This window comes from Streptomyces sp. NPDC047841, assembly GCF_040704085.1.
In the GTDB taxonomy this organism is placed as follows: domain Bacteria; phylum Actinomycetota; class Actinomycetes; order Streptomycetales; family Streptomycetaceae; genus Streptomyces; species Streptomyces argyrophylli.
Genome location: NZ_JBEYRP010000013.1, coordinates 214,982 through 229,840, shown reverse-complemented (window position 1 = coordinate 229,840; position 14,859 = coordinate 214,982). Strand labels below are relative to the sequence as shown.

Annotated in this window: 14 protein-coding genes; 2 read left to right on the top strand and 12 right to left on the bottom strand. The window is 72.3% G+C overall.

The genetic code is table 11. The features are described 5' to 3' along the window. Nucleotides 1–4 precede the first annotated feature (4 nt). From AB0947_RS23295 to AB0947_RS23255, 9 genes are all read right to left on the bottom strand, one after another. Nucleotides 5–715: a hypothetical protein gene (locus AB0947_RS23295; protein WP_366752253.1), complete on the bottom strand. Its 711-nt coding sequence runs from the start codon at nucleotides 713–715 to the stop codon at nucleotides 5–7. 279 nt (nucleotides 716–994) lie between these two features. Beyond that, nucleotides 995–3,427 carry an SdrD B-like domain-containing protein gene (locus tag AB0947_RS23290; RefSeq protein WP_366752252.1) on the bottom strand — a complete coding sequence of 811 codons (2,433 nt, stop codon included), beginning with the start codon at nucleotides 3,425–3,427 and terminating at the stop codon, nucleotides 995–997. A gap of 592 nt (nucleotides 3,428–4,019) precedes the next feature. After that, nucleotides 4,020–4,292 (bottom strand): hypothetical protein, encoded by a 273-nt coding sequence (locus AB0947_RS23285; RefSeq protein ID WP_366752251.1) that lies wholly within the window; start codon nucleotides 4,290–4,292, stop codon nucleotides 4,020–4,022. Between the two features lie 114 nt (nucleotides 4,293–4,406). Beyond that, nucleotides 4,407–4,619, bottom strand: coding sequence for a hypothetical protein (locus AB0947_RS23280; RefSeq protein ID WP_366752250.1), 213 nt, complete (start codon nucleotides 4,617–4,619; stop codon nucleotides 4,407–4,409). A gap of 96 nt (nucleotides 4,620–4,715) precedes the next feature. Continuing rightward, nucleotides 4,716–5,690: a polyprenyl synthetase family protein gene (locus AB0947_RS23275; protein WP_366752249.1), complete on the bottom strand. Its 975-nt coding sequence runs from the start codon at nucleotides 5,688–5,690 to the stop codon at nucleotides 4,716–4,718. Nucleotides 5,691–5,708: 18 nt separating this feature from the next. Beyond that, complete coding sequence (locus AB0947_RS23270; protein WP_366752248.1) at nucleotides 5,709–6,602, bottom strand: squalene/phytoene synthase family protein; 894 nt, start codon at nucleotides 6,600–6,602, stop codon at nucleotides 5,709–5,711. Nucleotides 6,603–6,715: 113 nt separating this feature from the next. Next, complete coding sequence (locus AB0947_RS23265; RefSeq protein ID WP_366752247.1) at nucleotides 6,716–7,558, bottom strand: ABC transporter permease; 843 nt, start codon at nucleotides 7,556–7,558, stop codon at nucleotides 6,716–6,718. Next, complete coding sequence (locus AB0947_RS23260) at nucleotides 7,555–8,160, bottom strand: ABC transporter ATP-binding protein (protein WP_366752348.1); 606 nt, start codon at nucleotides 8,158–8,160, stop codon at nucleotides 7,555–7,557. Before AB0947_RS23260 ends, AB0947_RS23265 begins: the two co-directional genes overlap by 4 nt. A gap of 169 nt (nucleotides 8,161–8,329) precedes the next feature. Further along, nucleotides 8,330–8,983: a ScbR family autoregulator-binding transcription factor gene (locus AB0947_RS23255; protein WP_366752246.1), complete on the bottom strand. Its 654-nt coding sequence runs from the start codon at nucleotides 8,981–8,983 to the stop codon at nucleotides 8,330–8,332. A gap of 365 nt (nucleotides 8,984–9,348) precedes the next feature. Here AB0947_RS23255 and AB0947_RS23250 point away from each other — a divergent pair, with 365 nt between their 5' ends. Together AB0947_RS23250 and AB0947_RS23245 are read left to right on the top strand one after the other, a co-directional pair. Further along, entirely contained in the window at nucleotides 9,349–10,059 is a 711-nt protein-coding gene (locus tag AB0947_RS23250) for an HAD family phosphatase (protein ID WP_366752245.1), read from the top strand. 230 nt (nucleotides 10,060–10,289) lie between these two features. After that, entirely contained in the window at nucleotides 10,290–10,943 is a 654-nt protein-coding gene (locus tag AB0947_RS23245; RefSeq protein WP_366752244.1) for a PAS domain-containing protein, read from the top strand. A gap of 212 nt (nucleotides 10,944–11,155) precedes the next feature. Here the strand turns inward: AB0947_RS23245 and AB0947_RS23240 are convergent, their stop codons facing one another. The 3 genes from AB0947_RS23240 to AB0947_RS23230 are packed head-to-tail and all read right to left on the bottom strand — an operon-like array spanning nucleotide 11,156 to nucleotide 14,836. Further along, nucleotides 11,156–12,502, bottom strand: coding sequence for a SidA/IucD/PvdA family monooxygenase (locus AB0947_RS23240; RefSeq protein ID WP_366752243.1), 1,347 nt, complete (start codon nucleotides 12,500–12,502; stop codon nucleotides 11,156–11,158). Nucleotides 12,503–12,551: 49 nt separating this feature from the next. After that, nucleotides 12,552–13,835: a diaminobutyrate--2-oxoglutarate transaminase gene (locus AB0947_RS23235; RefSeq protein ID WP_366752242.1), complete on the bottom strand. Its 1,284-nt coding sequence runs from the start codon at nucleotides 13,833–13,835 to the stop codon at nucleotides 12,552–12,554. A gap of 32 nt (nucleotides 13,836–13,867) precedes the next feature. Further along, nucleotides 13,868–14,836, bottom strand: coding sequence for a TauD/TfdA family dioxygenase (locus tag AB0947_RS23230; RefSeq protein WP_366752241.1), 969 nt, complete (start codon nucleotides 14,834–14,836; stop codon nucleotides 13,868–13,870). Between the last annotated feature and the right edge of the window lie 23 nt (nucleotides 14,837–14,859).

The window sequence follows — 14,859 nt, the reverse complement described above, 5'->3', positions numbered from 1 at the left end:
ACGGTCACCGGGCCGGGGTGATCCCGGGTACCGGCTCGACCGGAACGTACCGGTGGGTGCCGAACTCGATCACCACCGGCTCCGGCTGCGAACCCACCTTGACGCGGACCCGGTACATGGTGCCGTCGGAGCCGATCCAGTAGCGCACGTTGCCCGTCGTACCCGAACGGCCGGGCGCGGACGGCCCGGTCATGACGTCCACCCGGCGCCCGTCCACCTCTTCCCGCCCCCACCAGGCGGCACCGTTCTGCGGCAGCAGTTCGGCGTTGTCCGGCCGGTCGCCGCCGAGACCGAGCGTGATGGACAGGGAGGTGTCCAGCGTGCTGCCGGACGACAGCAGCGGACGGTCGTACCAGCCCGAACGGGGCGGCGACGCGGGTGCGTGCGCGGGGGCGTCCGGCATCGGGCGGACGTGCACCGAGGTGGGCGTCCACTGGATCAGCCCGTCGCTGGATCTGTCGCGCCCGGTGCCGTGCACCACGCCGTACCCCACCTTGCGCCGGTAGTCGACGGACCCGGTGACGGTCAGGCCGCCGGCCGTGCCCGGCACGGTGATCGTCACGGCGCGGCCCCGCGCCTGGTAGTTGCGGAATCGTGTGATCGCGAGCCGGCTCGCCTCATCCGTCGTCAGCGAGCGCGGACCGCCGGCGCCGGAGCCGCCGCCGGCGATCAGGAACGCGACCGCGGCGGCCACGGCGGCGGCCGCGATGCCCATCACGGCCGCTCCCCGGCGCGAGCGCGGCCATCGGCGCCCGTCGGCCGGACGGCCCGATGGAGCCGGCCGGGTCCTCACGTTCCGCACGCGGTTCGACGCTGACACTGTCCGGTTCATCCTTTCGCTCACCCACCATCGGGCCGTCGCGGGCTTGGGAGGGCACTCGGCAGTCCGGTGCGGACCACGCCAAGGCCGGCCCTCGCGGACCGGCCGAGACGTGTTCCGCTCGTCCGCGCCGTCCGGCTCGCGGACGGGCGGATCACCGTGGTGCGGTTTCGTTCAGTGGTGCCGGGCGCGACGGTTCCGGGTCACGAACGCGATGACCAGGCCCGCACCCACCAGCAGACCGACGATGCCGATCATCTCCGCCAGCCCGGTCGTACCGGTGTCCGCCATCGAACCTCCGCCTCCACCGGCCGGGGCCGGGTGGTTGGGCAAGGGCCCGGACGACGGCGGCGTGGAGGCCCCGGGCGGCGTCGGAGTCGGCGCCGGTGTGTGAGTCGGCGTCGATGTGGGAGTCGGGGTCGGCGTCGGGGTCGGCGTCTCCTTCGGGATGTACACCCCGGCGTCGATCGTGTGATCGACGCCGCCCGGCCTGTCCGGCGCCGTGACGGGCGCGTAGCCGTTGCACAGCGGTCCGGTGGTCGGCGGGGTCACGTTGGAGTCGTGCGCGCGGTCGGCACCGGCCCGCGGGAGCGTGAACCTCAGTGCGCTCGCCGGGGGCTGCTCGGGCACCTGGCTCGTGTCCGCGGTGCACACGTCGAACTGCACCGTGTACTTCGCGCCCGGCGTGAGCTCGTACGCGGCGCCGACACCACCGAAGTAGTACTCGCCGGCGGCATCGGTCCTGGTCGTGGCGACCTGTTTGCCGTCCGCGTCGAGCAGGTTGACCGTCGCCCCCGGCAGCAGCACGTGCCCCGGGTCCTGGATGCCGTTGTGGTCGCCGTCGAACCACACGACGTTGCCGATCTGGATCGGCGCGTTCGCCGCGGCGTACGCGATGTCACCGAGCCCGCCGGCCTTGCCGAAGCCGCCTTGCGCCTGGCTGACGAACTGGAAACCGTTGGCGGTCGGGTTGTTGCCCGGGCCTTCACCGGTCGTGATGTCGTGGTACCCGGTCCCCGAGGTCGCGACGTTGACGACCGGGTCGAACTCCGTGCTGACGACCCACTGCTGCTGCGGGATGTAGGCCACCGACCCGAGCGCGGTCTCCTGGTGCACGTTGGCGTAGGAGTCGCCCGGGAAGTATTCGACGACATCGGCGGGCTGACCGCCGTTGTTGCCGGGGGTGGCGTGGTTGGGGCAGCTCCCGGTGCCTTCCCACTGGTACTCACCGGTGGGGGTGGCGCAGACCATGGTGATGTCACCGCCGGACATGCCGTTCTCCGCCGTGTCGTTCCCCGGGCGGGGGTCCAGCCCGCCCCAGCTGAGGACGTCCATGAACCGGTCGCGGAAACCGAGGACCATCGAGCCGTCGCGGCCGAAGGCGAGGGAGGACAGCTCCGGCTGCGGATCGATGAAGACGTTGCCCGCCTTCCGGTCGTCCCACGTGTCCAGGCCGGTGTTCCACGGGTTCCAGTGGATGGCCTTGTCGCCGGAGGAACCGAAGACGCTGCCGCGTTCGTACGTGAGCGGGTGGCTCAGTACCGTGGTGAACCGCTTGCCGTCGTAGGTGGAGACGAAGACCTTCAGATCCGCGCGCTGCTGCGTGCTCTCCGCGCTGCACACGCCGCCCACGTACAGCGTGTTGTCGTGGAACTGGAGACCGAACGGCCGCCAGTCGTCGGGGCTCGCGCACCCCGGGTCCGGGATGGGGACCGTCGACTTGGGCGCCGCGGCGGTGGCCCCGGTGGCGTCGAAGCTCACCAGGCTGCGGGTCTTCAGGTTCACCGCGTACAGCGTGGAGCCGTCCTCCGACAGGGCGAGGCCACCGATGCTCTCCTTGCCCGGGGCGTCGGTGAACCCGGCGTCCTTGACCATGTTCGCGGTGTCGTGCCGCGTCACCGTGGCGTCGGGTACCCGCGCGAACAGCGCCGGCGCACCCGAGCCGTTGACGGACACCGTGTAGATCGCGCCTCCGCCCTGCGGCCCGTACGCGGCGTACCGGCGGGCGAACGCGCTCTGGAAGAGCCGGGCCCGCTGCGTGTCGTACGCCAGCCCGAACGTGGTGCCCACCTGGTCCTGCGTGGCGAGCGTGGCCGGGCACGCCACATCGGTGGGACACGTGCCCCGGGTCTTCGTCCCGAACGCCACCAACGCGCGGGTGTCGGTGCTGTTGGGGCCGCTGTGGACCGGCACGAAGTACCGCGTGTCCGGCAGCGCGTAGTCGGCCGGATCCCACACCCCGGTCACCACCGAGGCGTTCTTCCCGTCCGACACGTCCACGAACGAGGTGAAGCTGTCGAAGTGGTTCTCCGCCGTCGACGCGGGCGCCGCCCGCAGATGGCCGTCGTACGGCGCCGGGATGCCGACGTCGACGCGGTACCGGCCGCCGTCCAGCACGGTCGACGGTGACACCACGACCTTCCCGGTGGCGTCCGTGACGCCGGTGACCACGTGTCCCGCGGGGTCGGAGATCTCCACCTTCATGCCCCGCTGCGGCACGTCCATCGTCGTGTTGATCACGCCGGTGCCGAAGAAGTCGCGCAGCACCTCGACGGTGAGCGTGCCGTCGGCGTTCGAGGCGGCGGCGGGCCCGGCCGTTGCTCCCACGGCGCCGCCTGCCAGTAAGAGAACGGATAACGCGATACGCGCCGGCGGCTCCGCGAGCCTCCAGGGTAACCGGCGCGAATCTCTGCCGATTCGGTTCACGGCATCACACTCCACACTTCTCTCGTCGGAAAAACGAAGGGGACGGCGCGGAAGAAAAAGGGGCCCACTGCTGTCGCGTGGACCGCTTTGCGGTGATCACGCGGAGAGATTGTGGGTGAGTTGTGACCGCCGCGGACCAGGGAGCGCAAACACGCGTTCACGAACTCGGGCAGGGCGGCCCTGAGTTGCGCGTTCTCCCAGCTCGATCACGGTGCCTTCGCCCCCACCCCCCGACCCCTCCGACCGCCCTCCCGTGCGTCGCGCGATATCCTATCCCCGGAGTCTCGGGGCCACCAGCAGAACTCCGGAACCCCGCGCATCCACGGAGACCCGGCCTATTCTCCGAGCACTCGGTAAATCGCGGCCGGAAGAATGTGCGACAGCCACGTAAGGGCTGAAACAGGCCAGACGGCGCGATCCCCGCGCCCGGTGATTGCGGACGACGCACTTTCCCGCGGGCATCCGAATGCGGCCACCGGTACGACGGATCAGGTCATGGAGTGTCGCCGGCCCAGTCGAGGCGGTCCGGGTCGCCGGGACGCGGGTCGTACAGCGCTCGGCCACCGGCGCCGAACTGCCCCAGCTCGGTGGCCAGCGCGACGCCGGCGCCGATTTCCTTGCGCGTCCAGCCGGTGATGTCGAGCAGCAGGCCGTCCAGCGGTCCACCGACCAGTTCGGCGTAGCGCCGGTCCGGCCGCGGGCCCGGCTGGTCGGGGTCGGCGCCGTAGACCCGGCGACGTAGCAGCTGCTCCTCGTAACGGTCCATCCGCTCAGCCTCGCATCCGCCACTGACAGCGCGGGTGGCCGGCGTCGGCTGTGGCGGGACCACGGTTCCCGGCCGTCGCTCCGGGTCAGGGGCGGCAAGAGGCCGGGCGCGCGCTCATGCGGTGGTGTCGTCGCTGTGCATGACCAGCCTGCGCACGTACTCGCGGGTCCAGCCGGTGATGCGGACGACGGTGGCCTGCGCGCCGCGTTCGTCGGTCGTGCGCAGGTAGGCGACGGCTTCGGCCTGGAGGTCGGTGCGCGCCGCGTCGAGGGCGGCTTCGGCTTCCAGGTAGCGCTGAGCGGCGAGTTCCAGTTTGGCGGTGTCCATGGATACGCGTCTGCCCACAATCGGCCGGCCGATGAGACCGGGTCCCTTGACGTACCGATGCGGCGCCGTTCCCGTCTCCCGGCGGCCGGGCCGGTCTCAGCGCCGGCGGTCGGCCGCTGATGTGGCCAGTTCGGCCAGTTGGCCGGCGGCCGGCAGACCGGTGAGTTCGGCGCGTGCTCGTTCGGCGCGGTCGGTCGCCATCCGGGCGGCCTCGGTGAGAGCACCGGTGCGCGTCAGCACGGCGAGGAGGTCCCGGTGTGCGGTGACGGGGTCGGTCCCGCCGCGGAACACGGTGGTCAGGCGGTGCCGGCCGGCCTCGTCGGCGGCTTCGTAGGCGAGCAGGACGGGCAGGGTGGGCTGGAGGTTGGCGACGTCGCTGGTGGCCGTCTTGCCGGTGACCTGGTCCTCGGCGGTGTACGGGAGCAGGTCGTCACGGATCTGGAAGGCCATGCCGAGCTGTTCCCCGTACCTGCGCAGGGCCTGGTGCTGCCGCGGGGTCGCGCCGGCCAGGATCGCCCCGGCCTGGCACGCGGCACCGGTCAGCGCGGCGGTCTTCGCCTCCATGACGTTCAGGGCGGTCGGCACTCCGCAGGTCAGGTCGCCGCGGATCTCGGTCTCGCGCATGATGCCCCGGCACATGTGTCGCAGGGCCTGGACGGTGAGCCGAACCGCGTGCAGTACGCGGTCGGCGGGGCCGGAGCCGAGCAGGGCCGCGATTCCCGCCATCGACAGTCCGTCACCTGCCACGAGGGCTTCGGCGAGGCCGTACTGCTCGGCGGTGGAGGCCCTCCCGCGACGTACCGGATCCTGGTCGACGATGTCGTCGTGGACGAGGCTGGCGACGTGCAGGCACTCGATGCCGGCCGCGAAGGCCAGCACCTGTTCGGCGGTGCCGCCGACGGCCTTGGCCGACTCCATGCACAGGACGGGGCGCAGGAGCTTGCCCGTGGGGAACAGCGCGTCCAGGCAGGCCAGTTCCAGCATGCTGTCGCCGCTGCCCACCCAGCGCAGCAGTTCGGCTTCCAGGAGCGGGAGGTACGTGTCGCCGGTGGAGGTCACGGCAAGGGACATGACGCGTCCTTTCACAGGTCAGCAGGGGATCACGGCGCGCATGACGGGGCGCCAGACGTTGAGCAGCGTGCCCAGGGGCGGCTGCACCGGTCGGGTGAGGACGTCCCGGCCCGCGGCGAGCACCGCGGCGATGACCAGCGCCATGTGCTCATGGTGGGCGTGCCGGAGGGCGCTCACCGGGCCGTGGTCCACTTCGGCGGCCTTGTCCAGCTGCTCGGTGACCCGCCCCGCCTCGAAGGCGATGAGGTCGGCCACGGCCGGTGTCCAGCGTTTGGCCTTGAGGTCCTCGGCGCGCACGCCGAAGCGGTCGAGGTCCTCCAGCGGCAGGTAGAGGCGTCCGTCGTCGAGGTCTTCCGACAGGTCGCGCAGCGCGTCCGTCAGCTGTGCGCACACGGACAACGCGCGGATCGCCGGCTCGTCCGCCGGTCCGGTCACGGCGCCGGTCACCCGGTAGATCATGGCCAGCGAGCCGCCGGTCATCCGCACGCACCACCGGCGCAGTTCCTCGAAGGTGGCGAAGTCACGGAAGTCGAGGTCCCGCCGCATCGCGCCGAACATGTCCTCGACCACCGTCGGCGGCAGACCGAAGGCCCGGTAGGTGTGGACCGTGGCGTGCAGGACGGGGTCGGGGGAGCCGCCGGCGGCGAAGGCCGCCCAGGTGGCGTCCGCGAAGTCGGTGAAGCGGCGCCGGCGTTCTGCGACCGGTCCCCTGTCCACGCAGAGGTCGGCACGGTGGCCGTGCGCCAGCAGTGCCGCCGCGTGCGGTCGAGCGGCCGCGGGGGCGCTGCGCAGGCCGTGCCAGCGGGCGGTCCCTCCGTCCGCGCCGGCCAGCTCCCGTACGCACACCGTGTAGCAGTGCCTGAGGACGGGATCGGTGACACCCGCCGCGTCCAGCCATCGCCCTACCAGCATCTGTGCACTCTTTCTGCTCGACCGGCTCCCGCGGGGGGCCGGGACTCGCTCTGCGACGAGGGCGCGGGGTGTCCCCGTTGCGCGCTCGTGAGCTGTCGCACCGGGACGGTCTGTCAGCGGGACGTCGACGTGGCCCGGGTCGGGCGCACCGGCTGCCGGCGTCCGCGCGGCCAGGGCAGACGGGCGGCTGGTCTTGCGGTCAGGGCGTCCTTGGTGCGGCGGTGGAAGGCGAGCAGGCCCAGGAGGGCGGCGCCGGCGAACCACAGGATCTGGACGGCCAGTTCGCCGGGCAGGGGTGTGCGGGTGAAGCCCGCGGCGGTGGCGGCCTGCATGGTCCCGTAGGTGGGCAGGAGCCGTACGGCCGCGCTTCCGGTGCCGCCGCCGGCCAGGGGGCTTTGCAGTCCGACGTCGACGAGGCTGGTCATGACCAGGGCGAACATGCCCTCCACCTCCCGGCGCAGCAGGGAGCCGAAGACGACGCCCAGGGCCCCGTAGGTCAGGGCTCCGCAGAACAAGGCCGCGGCGAGTCGCACGGGCTGGCGCGGGCTCCAGGCGGTGCAGATCACCGCGGTGGCATAGGCGGCGATGGTGGCGGAGGCCAGGGTGAGCGAGGCGGTCTTGGCGAGGACGAGGTGGGCGCGGGGGTAGCCGGCCATGGCCAGGCGGCGGTCGAAGCGTCCGCCGTTGAACGTGACGGCGAACATCATGAACCCGGTGATCAGCGTGACGGCGTTGATGGCACCGGTGATCTGCGTGATCTGGTTGCCCGCGGGCTCGAGGAGCCGGCCGGTCGCGCGCAGCCTGAAGGGCACGGTCCTGCCGGGGATGACGGCGTGGGCCAGGCTGATCCAGGAGGGGATGAACAGGGCGACCAGGACGGTGGCGAGTCTGTTGCGGGCGTGCTCGATGAGGTCGAAGCGGGCTGCCGTGACGAACAGACGCAGGTGTCGCCTCACGCCGGCACCACCGTCCCGGGGTGCAGGACGCCGTCCTGCAGCCGCCACAGCTCGTCCAGGCGTTCGGCGTCGTAGGCCAGGTGCGAGACGACGAGGACGGAGCGGCCCGCGTCACGCAGGCGTGCCGCCAGGTCCCAGAAGCGCTGGTAGGTGTCCCAGTCGAAACCCTGGTAGGGCTCGTCCAGCAGCAGCACCTGCGGGTCGTGCATCAGGGCCAGGGTCAGGTTCAGCTTCTGCCGGGTCCCGCCGCTGAGCAGGCCGGCACGCTCGTCGGCGTACTCCGTCAGCCGCAGCGCGTCCATGACGTCCCCGGCATGCCGCAGGTCCGGCAGCCCCCGCGCGACGCGGAAGAACTCCAGGTGCTGGCGCACGGTGAGCGCATCGTTGATCACCACGTCCTGCGGGCAGTAGCCGAAGCGGCCTCCATGGCGGAGCGTGCCGTGCTGCGGGCGCAGTTCGCCGGACAGGATCTTCAGCAGCGTCGACTTGCCCGCACCGTTCTCCCCGACGATCCCGGCCAGCACGCCGGGCCGCAGCAGGAGGTCCACGCCTCGCAGGACCTCACGACGGCCGTACGCGTGCCGCACACCGCTGACCTCCACCGCACCCCCCAGCCCGCGGACCGTGCGACACACTCGCTGCCGACTCCCCGCTGTCACACCCAGGTTAGGCATCCCATATGGTCAAAAGCACAGCCAGGACGGCTGGTTAGCTCGCACGGGTGAACGCGTCGTCGTAAACGCGGCCACTGAGGGTCGCGGTCGCCGGGCGTCACCGCCCCGTCGGCAGGTCCTCGTCACGCGGTGGGTGCGGGCGGAGGGAGGGGAGCGTGAGCTGCCACCAGTCCGTCAGGCGGTCGGCGAGGACGGCCGTGCCTTCCAGCGCCTCGGTGAGGGCGCAGAGGCCGAAGAACGCGCGCACCAGGGTCCGGGCCGTGCGGGCGGGGCGGATGTGCGCGTGCAGGTGGCCGGCGAGCCGGGCCTGCGCGAGCAGTCGCGTGGCGGCGGCGGTCCACAGCGCGAAGGGGTCGGGAAGGGGGGCGCCGATGGTGGCGCGCTCGGCCCACAGGCGGGCGCCGGCCCGCGTCACCGGGTCCTCGGCGAGGGCACGGGCGATGTCGTAGCTGAGGGCGACGAGCCGTTCGACCGGGGGGACCGCCTCGTCCGCGTAGCGTGCGGAGAGCTGTGACCACGAGGCGAACCGGTCCTGGACGACGGCGACGGCGATGCCCTCCTTGCCTGCGTAGTGGAAGTAGACGGCGCCGCTGGTGCGGCCCGACCGGGCGCTCATGTCGTTGACGCTGGTGGCCGCGTACCCCTGTTCGGCGAAGAGCTGGGCAGCCGCTTCCAGCAGTGATCTACGGGTTGCCTTGGCCCGTTCCTGCAACGTACCGTCCGCCCTCGCTCGGTTTCTTCCGCCGGCCATGAATTTAGTGCGCCAGCGTACGCCTGGCGCAAAACAGGTCACACGCGTGCGGTAAATTCCGCATTTCTTTCGAGAGGGAATGCGGTCGAGTGGTAAAGGGCGCCGGTCCGTGCCGGGTGCGGCGCGGCCACGTGTGTGTGCCAACTGGTGCGCGGTGGAACCAGTGTTGACGCTCCCCGATCGCCGGCCGCACGCTGTCGCCGCCGCGCGGCCATACGCCGGGTTCCGGGTGCCGTCGAGTCACTGAATAGTGTCATTGCCCGAGATGACGTGACGGAAATAACGTAGCCGCCACTATCTTTCCCGTTTCCTGCGGATGGCCGTGAATGTCGTATGCCATGCGTACGGACGCGTAGGAGGCCCTCGTGAACACTACGGCCCACGATCTTCTCGAATGGTCACCCGAAGCCGTCGTCTTCGACTGTGACGGCACCCTGATGGACAGCGAGCGCCACTGGCGGGAGGCCCGCAACCGCGCCTTCCGGGAGTACGGGCTCCAGCCACCGCCCGGATTCGCGGAGCAGGCCGCGGGCCTGCACTACGAGGACTGCGGCCGGCTGATGGCGCGGTCGGTGCACAAGCCGGAACTGGCGGAAGGCCTGACGGCCGCGCTCCTCGACCACTTCCTGGAGCTCGTCACCGACGACCCGGTGACGATGCCGGGGGCAGTCCGGATCGTCCGGCTGCTCTCCGCCCGGCTGCCGCTGGCGGTGGCCAGCAACTGCCCGAGAGTGGTGGTGGAAGGCAGCCTGCAACGGGCCGGGCTGCGCACGCACTTCCGGCACATCGTCGCGCCAGACACCGGGGACCGCCTGCGTCCGAAGCCGCACCCGGACCTCTACGCCGAGGCGGCCCGGCTCTGCGGTGTCCGCCCGCACCGGGCGCTGGCCGTCGAGGACTCCCTGACCGGCGTGGAGGCGGCCCGCCGCGCCGGACTGCGGGTCCTGGGCGTCGGCCCCCGGCCACCGGGCGACGGCGCCGTCCGGGCCGACCTGTGGTTACCGGCACTGGACGCCCCCGAACTGCTGGCCTGGGCCCACTCCCCCGGCATCCCGGGTCCGGCGCCGGAGCCCTAGGGAGGGCGCCGCCGTGGGGATGGCCCTTCGTGCGCTTTGGGGTCAGTGACCGTGCACCGGGGAGCAATCTTTCCGGCCCGCTGCCGATTAGCCTGGCGAACACGTTTCCGAGTGTGGCAGGCGTCGGCACCGGAAGCTCCCCGTACCGCACATCGCGCCCGTCCTCAGGGCAGGAGAGGCCGCTCTCGATCATGGTGAACTCCGGTCACGCTTCCCAGGAATTAACCACGGTGGCACCCGACCACCGCACCGCGGAACGTTTCAGTGACATCTGCCGGTCGGTCTTCGTGCAGTCCGGCATCTGTATCGCCCATCTCGATCCACAACTGCGCATCGCGGCGGCGAACGGCCCGTTCTGCGGTCACATCGGCGCGTCACCCGCCGACGTCCTCGGCCGGGACGTCCTGGACTACCTGCACCCGGGTGTGCGGGAGAGGTTCCGCCGCGAGTTCGCCCGGCTCGCCGACGGACGGAGTGCGCGCTTCGCGGACGAGGTGATCGTCGTGGACGCCGGGGGCAAGCCGTTCCAGGCCGAGTTGACCGGCGTCGCCGTGCGCGGCAGCGCCAGCGATCGGGTGGAGGTCATCGTGGTACTCCTGCGGCCCGACGGCACCCGGAGACCCGACGTGGCCTCCGCGCGGCAGAAGCTGTTCAGCCCGGTGCACGCCCGTGTCCTCGAGGGCGTCGCCGCCGGCGATTCGACCGTCCAGCTGGCCGCGCGGCTCTTCCTCAGCCGCGGCGGCGTCGAGTACCACGTCGCGTCCCTCCTGCGGAAGATGAAGGTGTCCAACCGGCCCGCCCTCATCTCCAAGGGCTACGCCCTCGGAGTCTTCGCGGTCGGCGAGTGGCCCCCTCGCGTACAGCCCGAGTTCATCGCCTCCTGACCGCCCGGGGATACGGCCGGGCCCCCACGGGCCCGGCTCCACCGGTCCGGCTCCACGGGCCCGGCCCCACCGGCGAGGCGTGGTGGCGCGTCGCCCCGGTCGCCGGGCGAGGACCGGCCGGCCCGAAACGCACCGGTCCTCGTCTTCCGGCCGCCCTCGTCGTTCCGGCCCGCCCTCGTTGCTCCGGCCGTCCCCGGGGACGTGCCGGCCGGTCAGTCGCGCGTGCCGCCGCCGGCCGCCGGCCGCCCGGCGCCCAGCCGGTGCCGGATGCCCTCCAGCAGGGTGCGGGCGCGCAGGGACAGCAGGCTGAAGGAGCCGGCGTCGCCGAGTCCATGGGTGTTCTCGCACAGCCCGTTCAGGAACAGCGGCGGCAGCGCGCCGGCTCCCGGCCGGGGCGGCACGAAGTAGTCCCGCTCCACTCGCAGCACACCGGTGTCGTCCAGGGCCAGCCCGTCGGCCACCGGGCCGAGGATCTCCGGGTACGGCTCGTCGTGTTCGGCGGGGCCGAGGTCGCGGTAGCCGGTGGCGAGGACCACCAGGTCGGCCGTGACCTCCTTCACCTTTCGGGTGTGGCGCTCGCGCAGGGCCAGGCGGACCGGGCCCTCACCGGTCTCGACGCCGGTGACCTCGTGGTTGCGGTGGAGCACGATGCGCTCCTCGCCGTCGACAGCGTCCTCGTAGCGCCGTACGTAGAGGCTCTCCAGCACGTCCTGGTCGACGGAGGAGTAGTTGCTGGGGCGCAGTTGGGCGCTCAGGTCGGCCCTGGCCTCCCGGGAGGCGTTGAAGTAGTAGTCGGTGAACTCGGGGAAGTAAGCCTCCTCCGAGAAGGGGCTGGTGTCCTTCAGCCGGTAGCCGAAGCCGCGCATGACGGCGTGGACCCGGTCGCCCGAGGCGGCGGAGTGCAGGTCGAGCGCGATCTCCGCCGCGCTCTGGCTGGCCCCGACGACCGCGACGTCGAGCGGGCCGCCCTCGGCCGCCCGCCGCTTCTCCAGCCGCCAGGTGTACTCGCTGCTGTGGCAGACGCGGTCGCCGAGGTGGGGCCGGAAGTCCGCGGGGACGTACGGGGTCCGGCCGGTGCCGACGACCAGGGCGCGTCCCCGGTACGTCCGGCCGCACGCGGTGCCCACGACGTAGTGCGGGACCGGGTCGGACGCGATGGAGACGGTGGTGGCCCTGCGGTCGTACTCGACGGACGAGGACAGCTGTTCGGCCACCCAGCGCACGTAGCGGGCGTAGTCGCGGCGCAGCGGGAAGTGTGCCGGGACGTTGAGGAAGGCCAGCAGCCGGCCGGTCTCGTGCAGGTAGTTCAGGAAGGTGTAGCGGCTGCGCGGGTTGCGCAGGGTGGCGAGGTCGCGGCTGGGGTGGTGCTGGGTGTCTGAGCCGCGCAGCAGCATGCCCGGCTGCCAGGCGGCCTCACCGCGGCTCTCCAGGAAGAGGCAGTCGATGTCGGGTGCCTCCTCCTCCAGGGCGGCGGCCAGCGCGATGCCGCCCGGGCCGAACCCGACGCCGATGACGTCGTGGAGCGTGTCCTGCGCCGTGCGGCCGTTGTCGATGGTCACAGTTGGTCCTCGTCTGTGTCGTGTGCGTGCGTGGGGGGGTGACCGGCCGTCAGGCGGCCCGGTGGACGGCCGTGTCGACGGTCTTGACGACGACGTCGCCGATGGTGAGCGCCACCTCCTCCCAGTCGGCGACGGGCATCGTCAGCGGCGGCAGGAACTTCAGTACCCGCCCCTCCCCCGCGCTCTCGGCGATGATCCCGGCCTGGAACAGCGCGCGGCGCACGTCCTCGACCGGCTCGGGCCCGGTGAAGCGCAGCCCGCTCATCGCGCCGCGTCCGGCGACCTGGGCGGCGCCCTCGGGAAGCCGCGCGACGATGTCCCGGAGCGAGGCGCGGATCGCCTCCGTGAGCCGGGTCACCTGGCCGGTGAACCGCGGGTCGGACCAGTACTCCAGCGCCACCGTGCCCGCCACGAAGGCGAGGTTGTGACCGCGGAACGTGCCGTTGTGCTCGCCCGGTTCCCAGACGTCCTTGTCCCGGCTGATCAGCAGGGCCGCCATGGGCAGGCCCATCCCGCCGAGCGACTTCGACAGGCACACCAGGTCGGGCCGCAGCCCGGGGACGTGCTCGAAGCTGAAGAAGGTGCCGGTACGGCCGCAGCCGGCCTGGATGTCGTCGACGATGACGAGTGCGCCGGCGTCGTCCGCCAGTTCCCGCACCCGGGCCAGCCACGCGGGGCTCGCCACGTTCAGGCCGCCTTCGCCCTGCACGGTCTCCAGCAGCACGGCGGCCGGTGCCCGCGTGCCGGGGGCGGGCCGCAGCGCACGCTCCAGCGCGTCGAGGGAGGTCTGCCGGTCGCGCTCGTCGTCGCGGGGCAGGATCGTCACGTCGTGCAGCGTGGTGCCGGCCGCGGACCGCAGCAGCGGTGAGGAGGTGGCGGCCAGGGAGCCCAGGGAGACGCCGTGGAACCCGTCCCGGAAGGCGATGACCCGTGAGCGTCCGGTCACCTTGCGGGCCAGCTTCAGGGCCGCCTCGACGGCGAGGGTGCCCGCCGGGCCGGGGAACTGCACGACGTAGTCGTCCATACCGCGCGGTGCCAGTACCGACTCGGCGAGCCGGGTGAGGAACTCGGCCTTCGCGGTGGTGTGCAGGTCCAGGGACTGGACGGGTCCGCCGCCCGCGAGGTGGTCGATCACCCGGGCGACCATGTCCGGCGGGTTGTGACCGTAGTTGAGCGCGCCGGCGCCGCACAGCAGGTCGGTGTAGCGCCGTCCCTCGACGTCCCACAGGTGGTGCCCCGACGCGCGCTCGAACACGGCCGGGAAGCCGCGGCAGTAGCTGCGCACACGGGACTCGTGACGGGTGAACACGGTGGTCGGGTCGGGCTCGGTCATGCTCGGCACTCCCTGTCCTTCGCTTTCGTCGCTCACTTCACCAGCACGTTTCCGTCGGCCGGGCGGTGGTCCCGGGACCGGCGCAGATCGGTGAAGGCGAAGGTCCGCTGGAGCCAGCGGTCCCCTCCGTCGAAGCGCGGGACGAAGGAGGACCGGCCGTGCAGGGTGACGCGGTTGTCCACGACGGCCAGGTCCCCGGCGCGCAGCCGCACACCGTCGTAGCTGGTCCGGATCACCGCGCTCAGCTCCTGGAGCGCGGCGCGGCCGGCGGGGGTCAGGGCCCGGGTGGCCGACTCGTCGTAGCAGAGGTCGGGGTCCTGCGGGTCGCCGGTGAGGACACCGTGCAGGCTTCCGGTGCCGCCCCCGCCGAAGGAGGGCGGGGGGTCGGTGACGAACTCGGGGCGGGCCAGCGCCTCGCGGGTGCGGTCCGTCAGCCGGGGCAGCACCCGGCGCGAGCAGCAGGTGCGCAGTTCCGCCTGCCCCTCGTGGTCGGTGCGCAGGCAGAGCAGCAGGACGTAGTCCGGCCGGTGCGGGTGAAAGGCGTTCTCGGTGTGGAACGTCAGCTCCACCGAGCCCGCGTTGCCCTGGAACTCCTCCTGGCCGGGCACGGGGACGACGTCCTGCACCAGGGCGCCGTTCTTCTCCGCGGCGAACGAGGCGGGGTCGCCCAGTCCGTGGGCGAGCAGCAGGAGCAGCGCCGCGGGCAGCGCGGGGGTCCGCTGCGCCGAGCCCATGACCGTGGGGGTGCCGGGCAGCCGCTCGGGGCGGATCGGCAGTCCGCTGAGCAGCAGTCTGCCGTCGGCGCCCGAGTCCCGGCGGAACTCTCGTACGCGTCCGCGCAGCCGGCCGGGGGTCTCCTCCCAGGCGCGGCGGGCGTCGGCGACCCAGGCCGGGTCGTCGACCCGGTCCGGTGCCCGGTCCAGCAGGCTCTGTGCGATCCGCGCGAGGTCCGCCAGCTCGGGGCCGGTCAGCTCCGCCGCGCGCTGTTCGGTAGCCGTCACCTCGGTCCTCCCGCCCGGTGTCG

Coding starts and splice junctions, on each gene's coding strand:
- AB0947_RS23295 (WP_366752253.1), bottom strand. CDS start 715: ATGGGCATCGCGGCCGCCGCCGTGGCCGCCGCGGTCGCGTTCCTGATC.
- AB0947_RS23285 (WP_366752251.1), bottom strand. CDS start 4,292: ATGGACCGTTACGAGGAGCAGCTGCTACGTCGCCGGGTCTACGGCGCC.
- AB0947_RS23280 (WP_366752250.1), bottom strand. CDS start 4,619: ATGGACACCGCCAAACTGGAACTCGCCGCTCAGCGCTACCTGGAAGCC.
- AB0947_RS23275 (WP_366752249.1), bottom strand. CDS start 5,690: ATGTCCCTTGCCGTGACCTCCACCGGCGACACGTACCTCCCGCTCCTG.
- AB0947_RS23270 (WP_366752248.1), bottom strand. CDS start 6,602: ATGCTGGTAGGGCGATGGCTGGACGCGGCGGGTGTCACCGATCCCGTC.
- AB0947_RS23255 (WP_366752246.1), bottom strand. CDS start 8,983: ATGGCCGGCGGAAGAAACCGAGCGAGGGCGGACGGTACGTTGCAGGAA.
- AB0947_RS23235 (WP_366752242.1), bottom strand. CDS start 13,835: ATGACCGAGCCCGACCCGACCACCGTGTTCACCCGTCACGAGTCCCGT.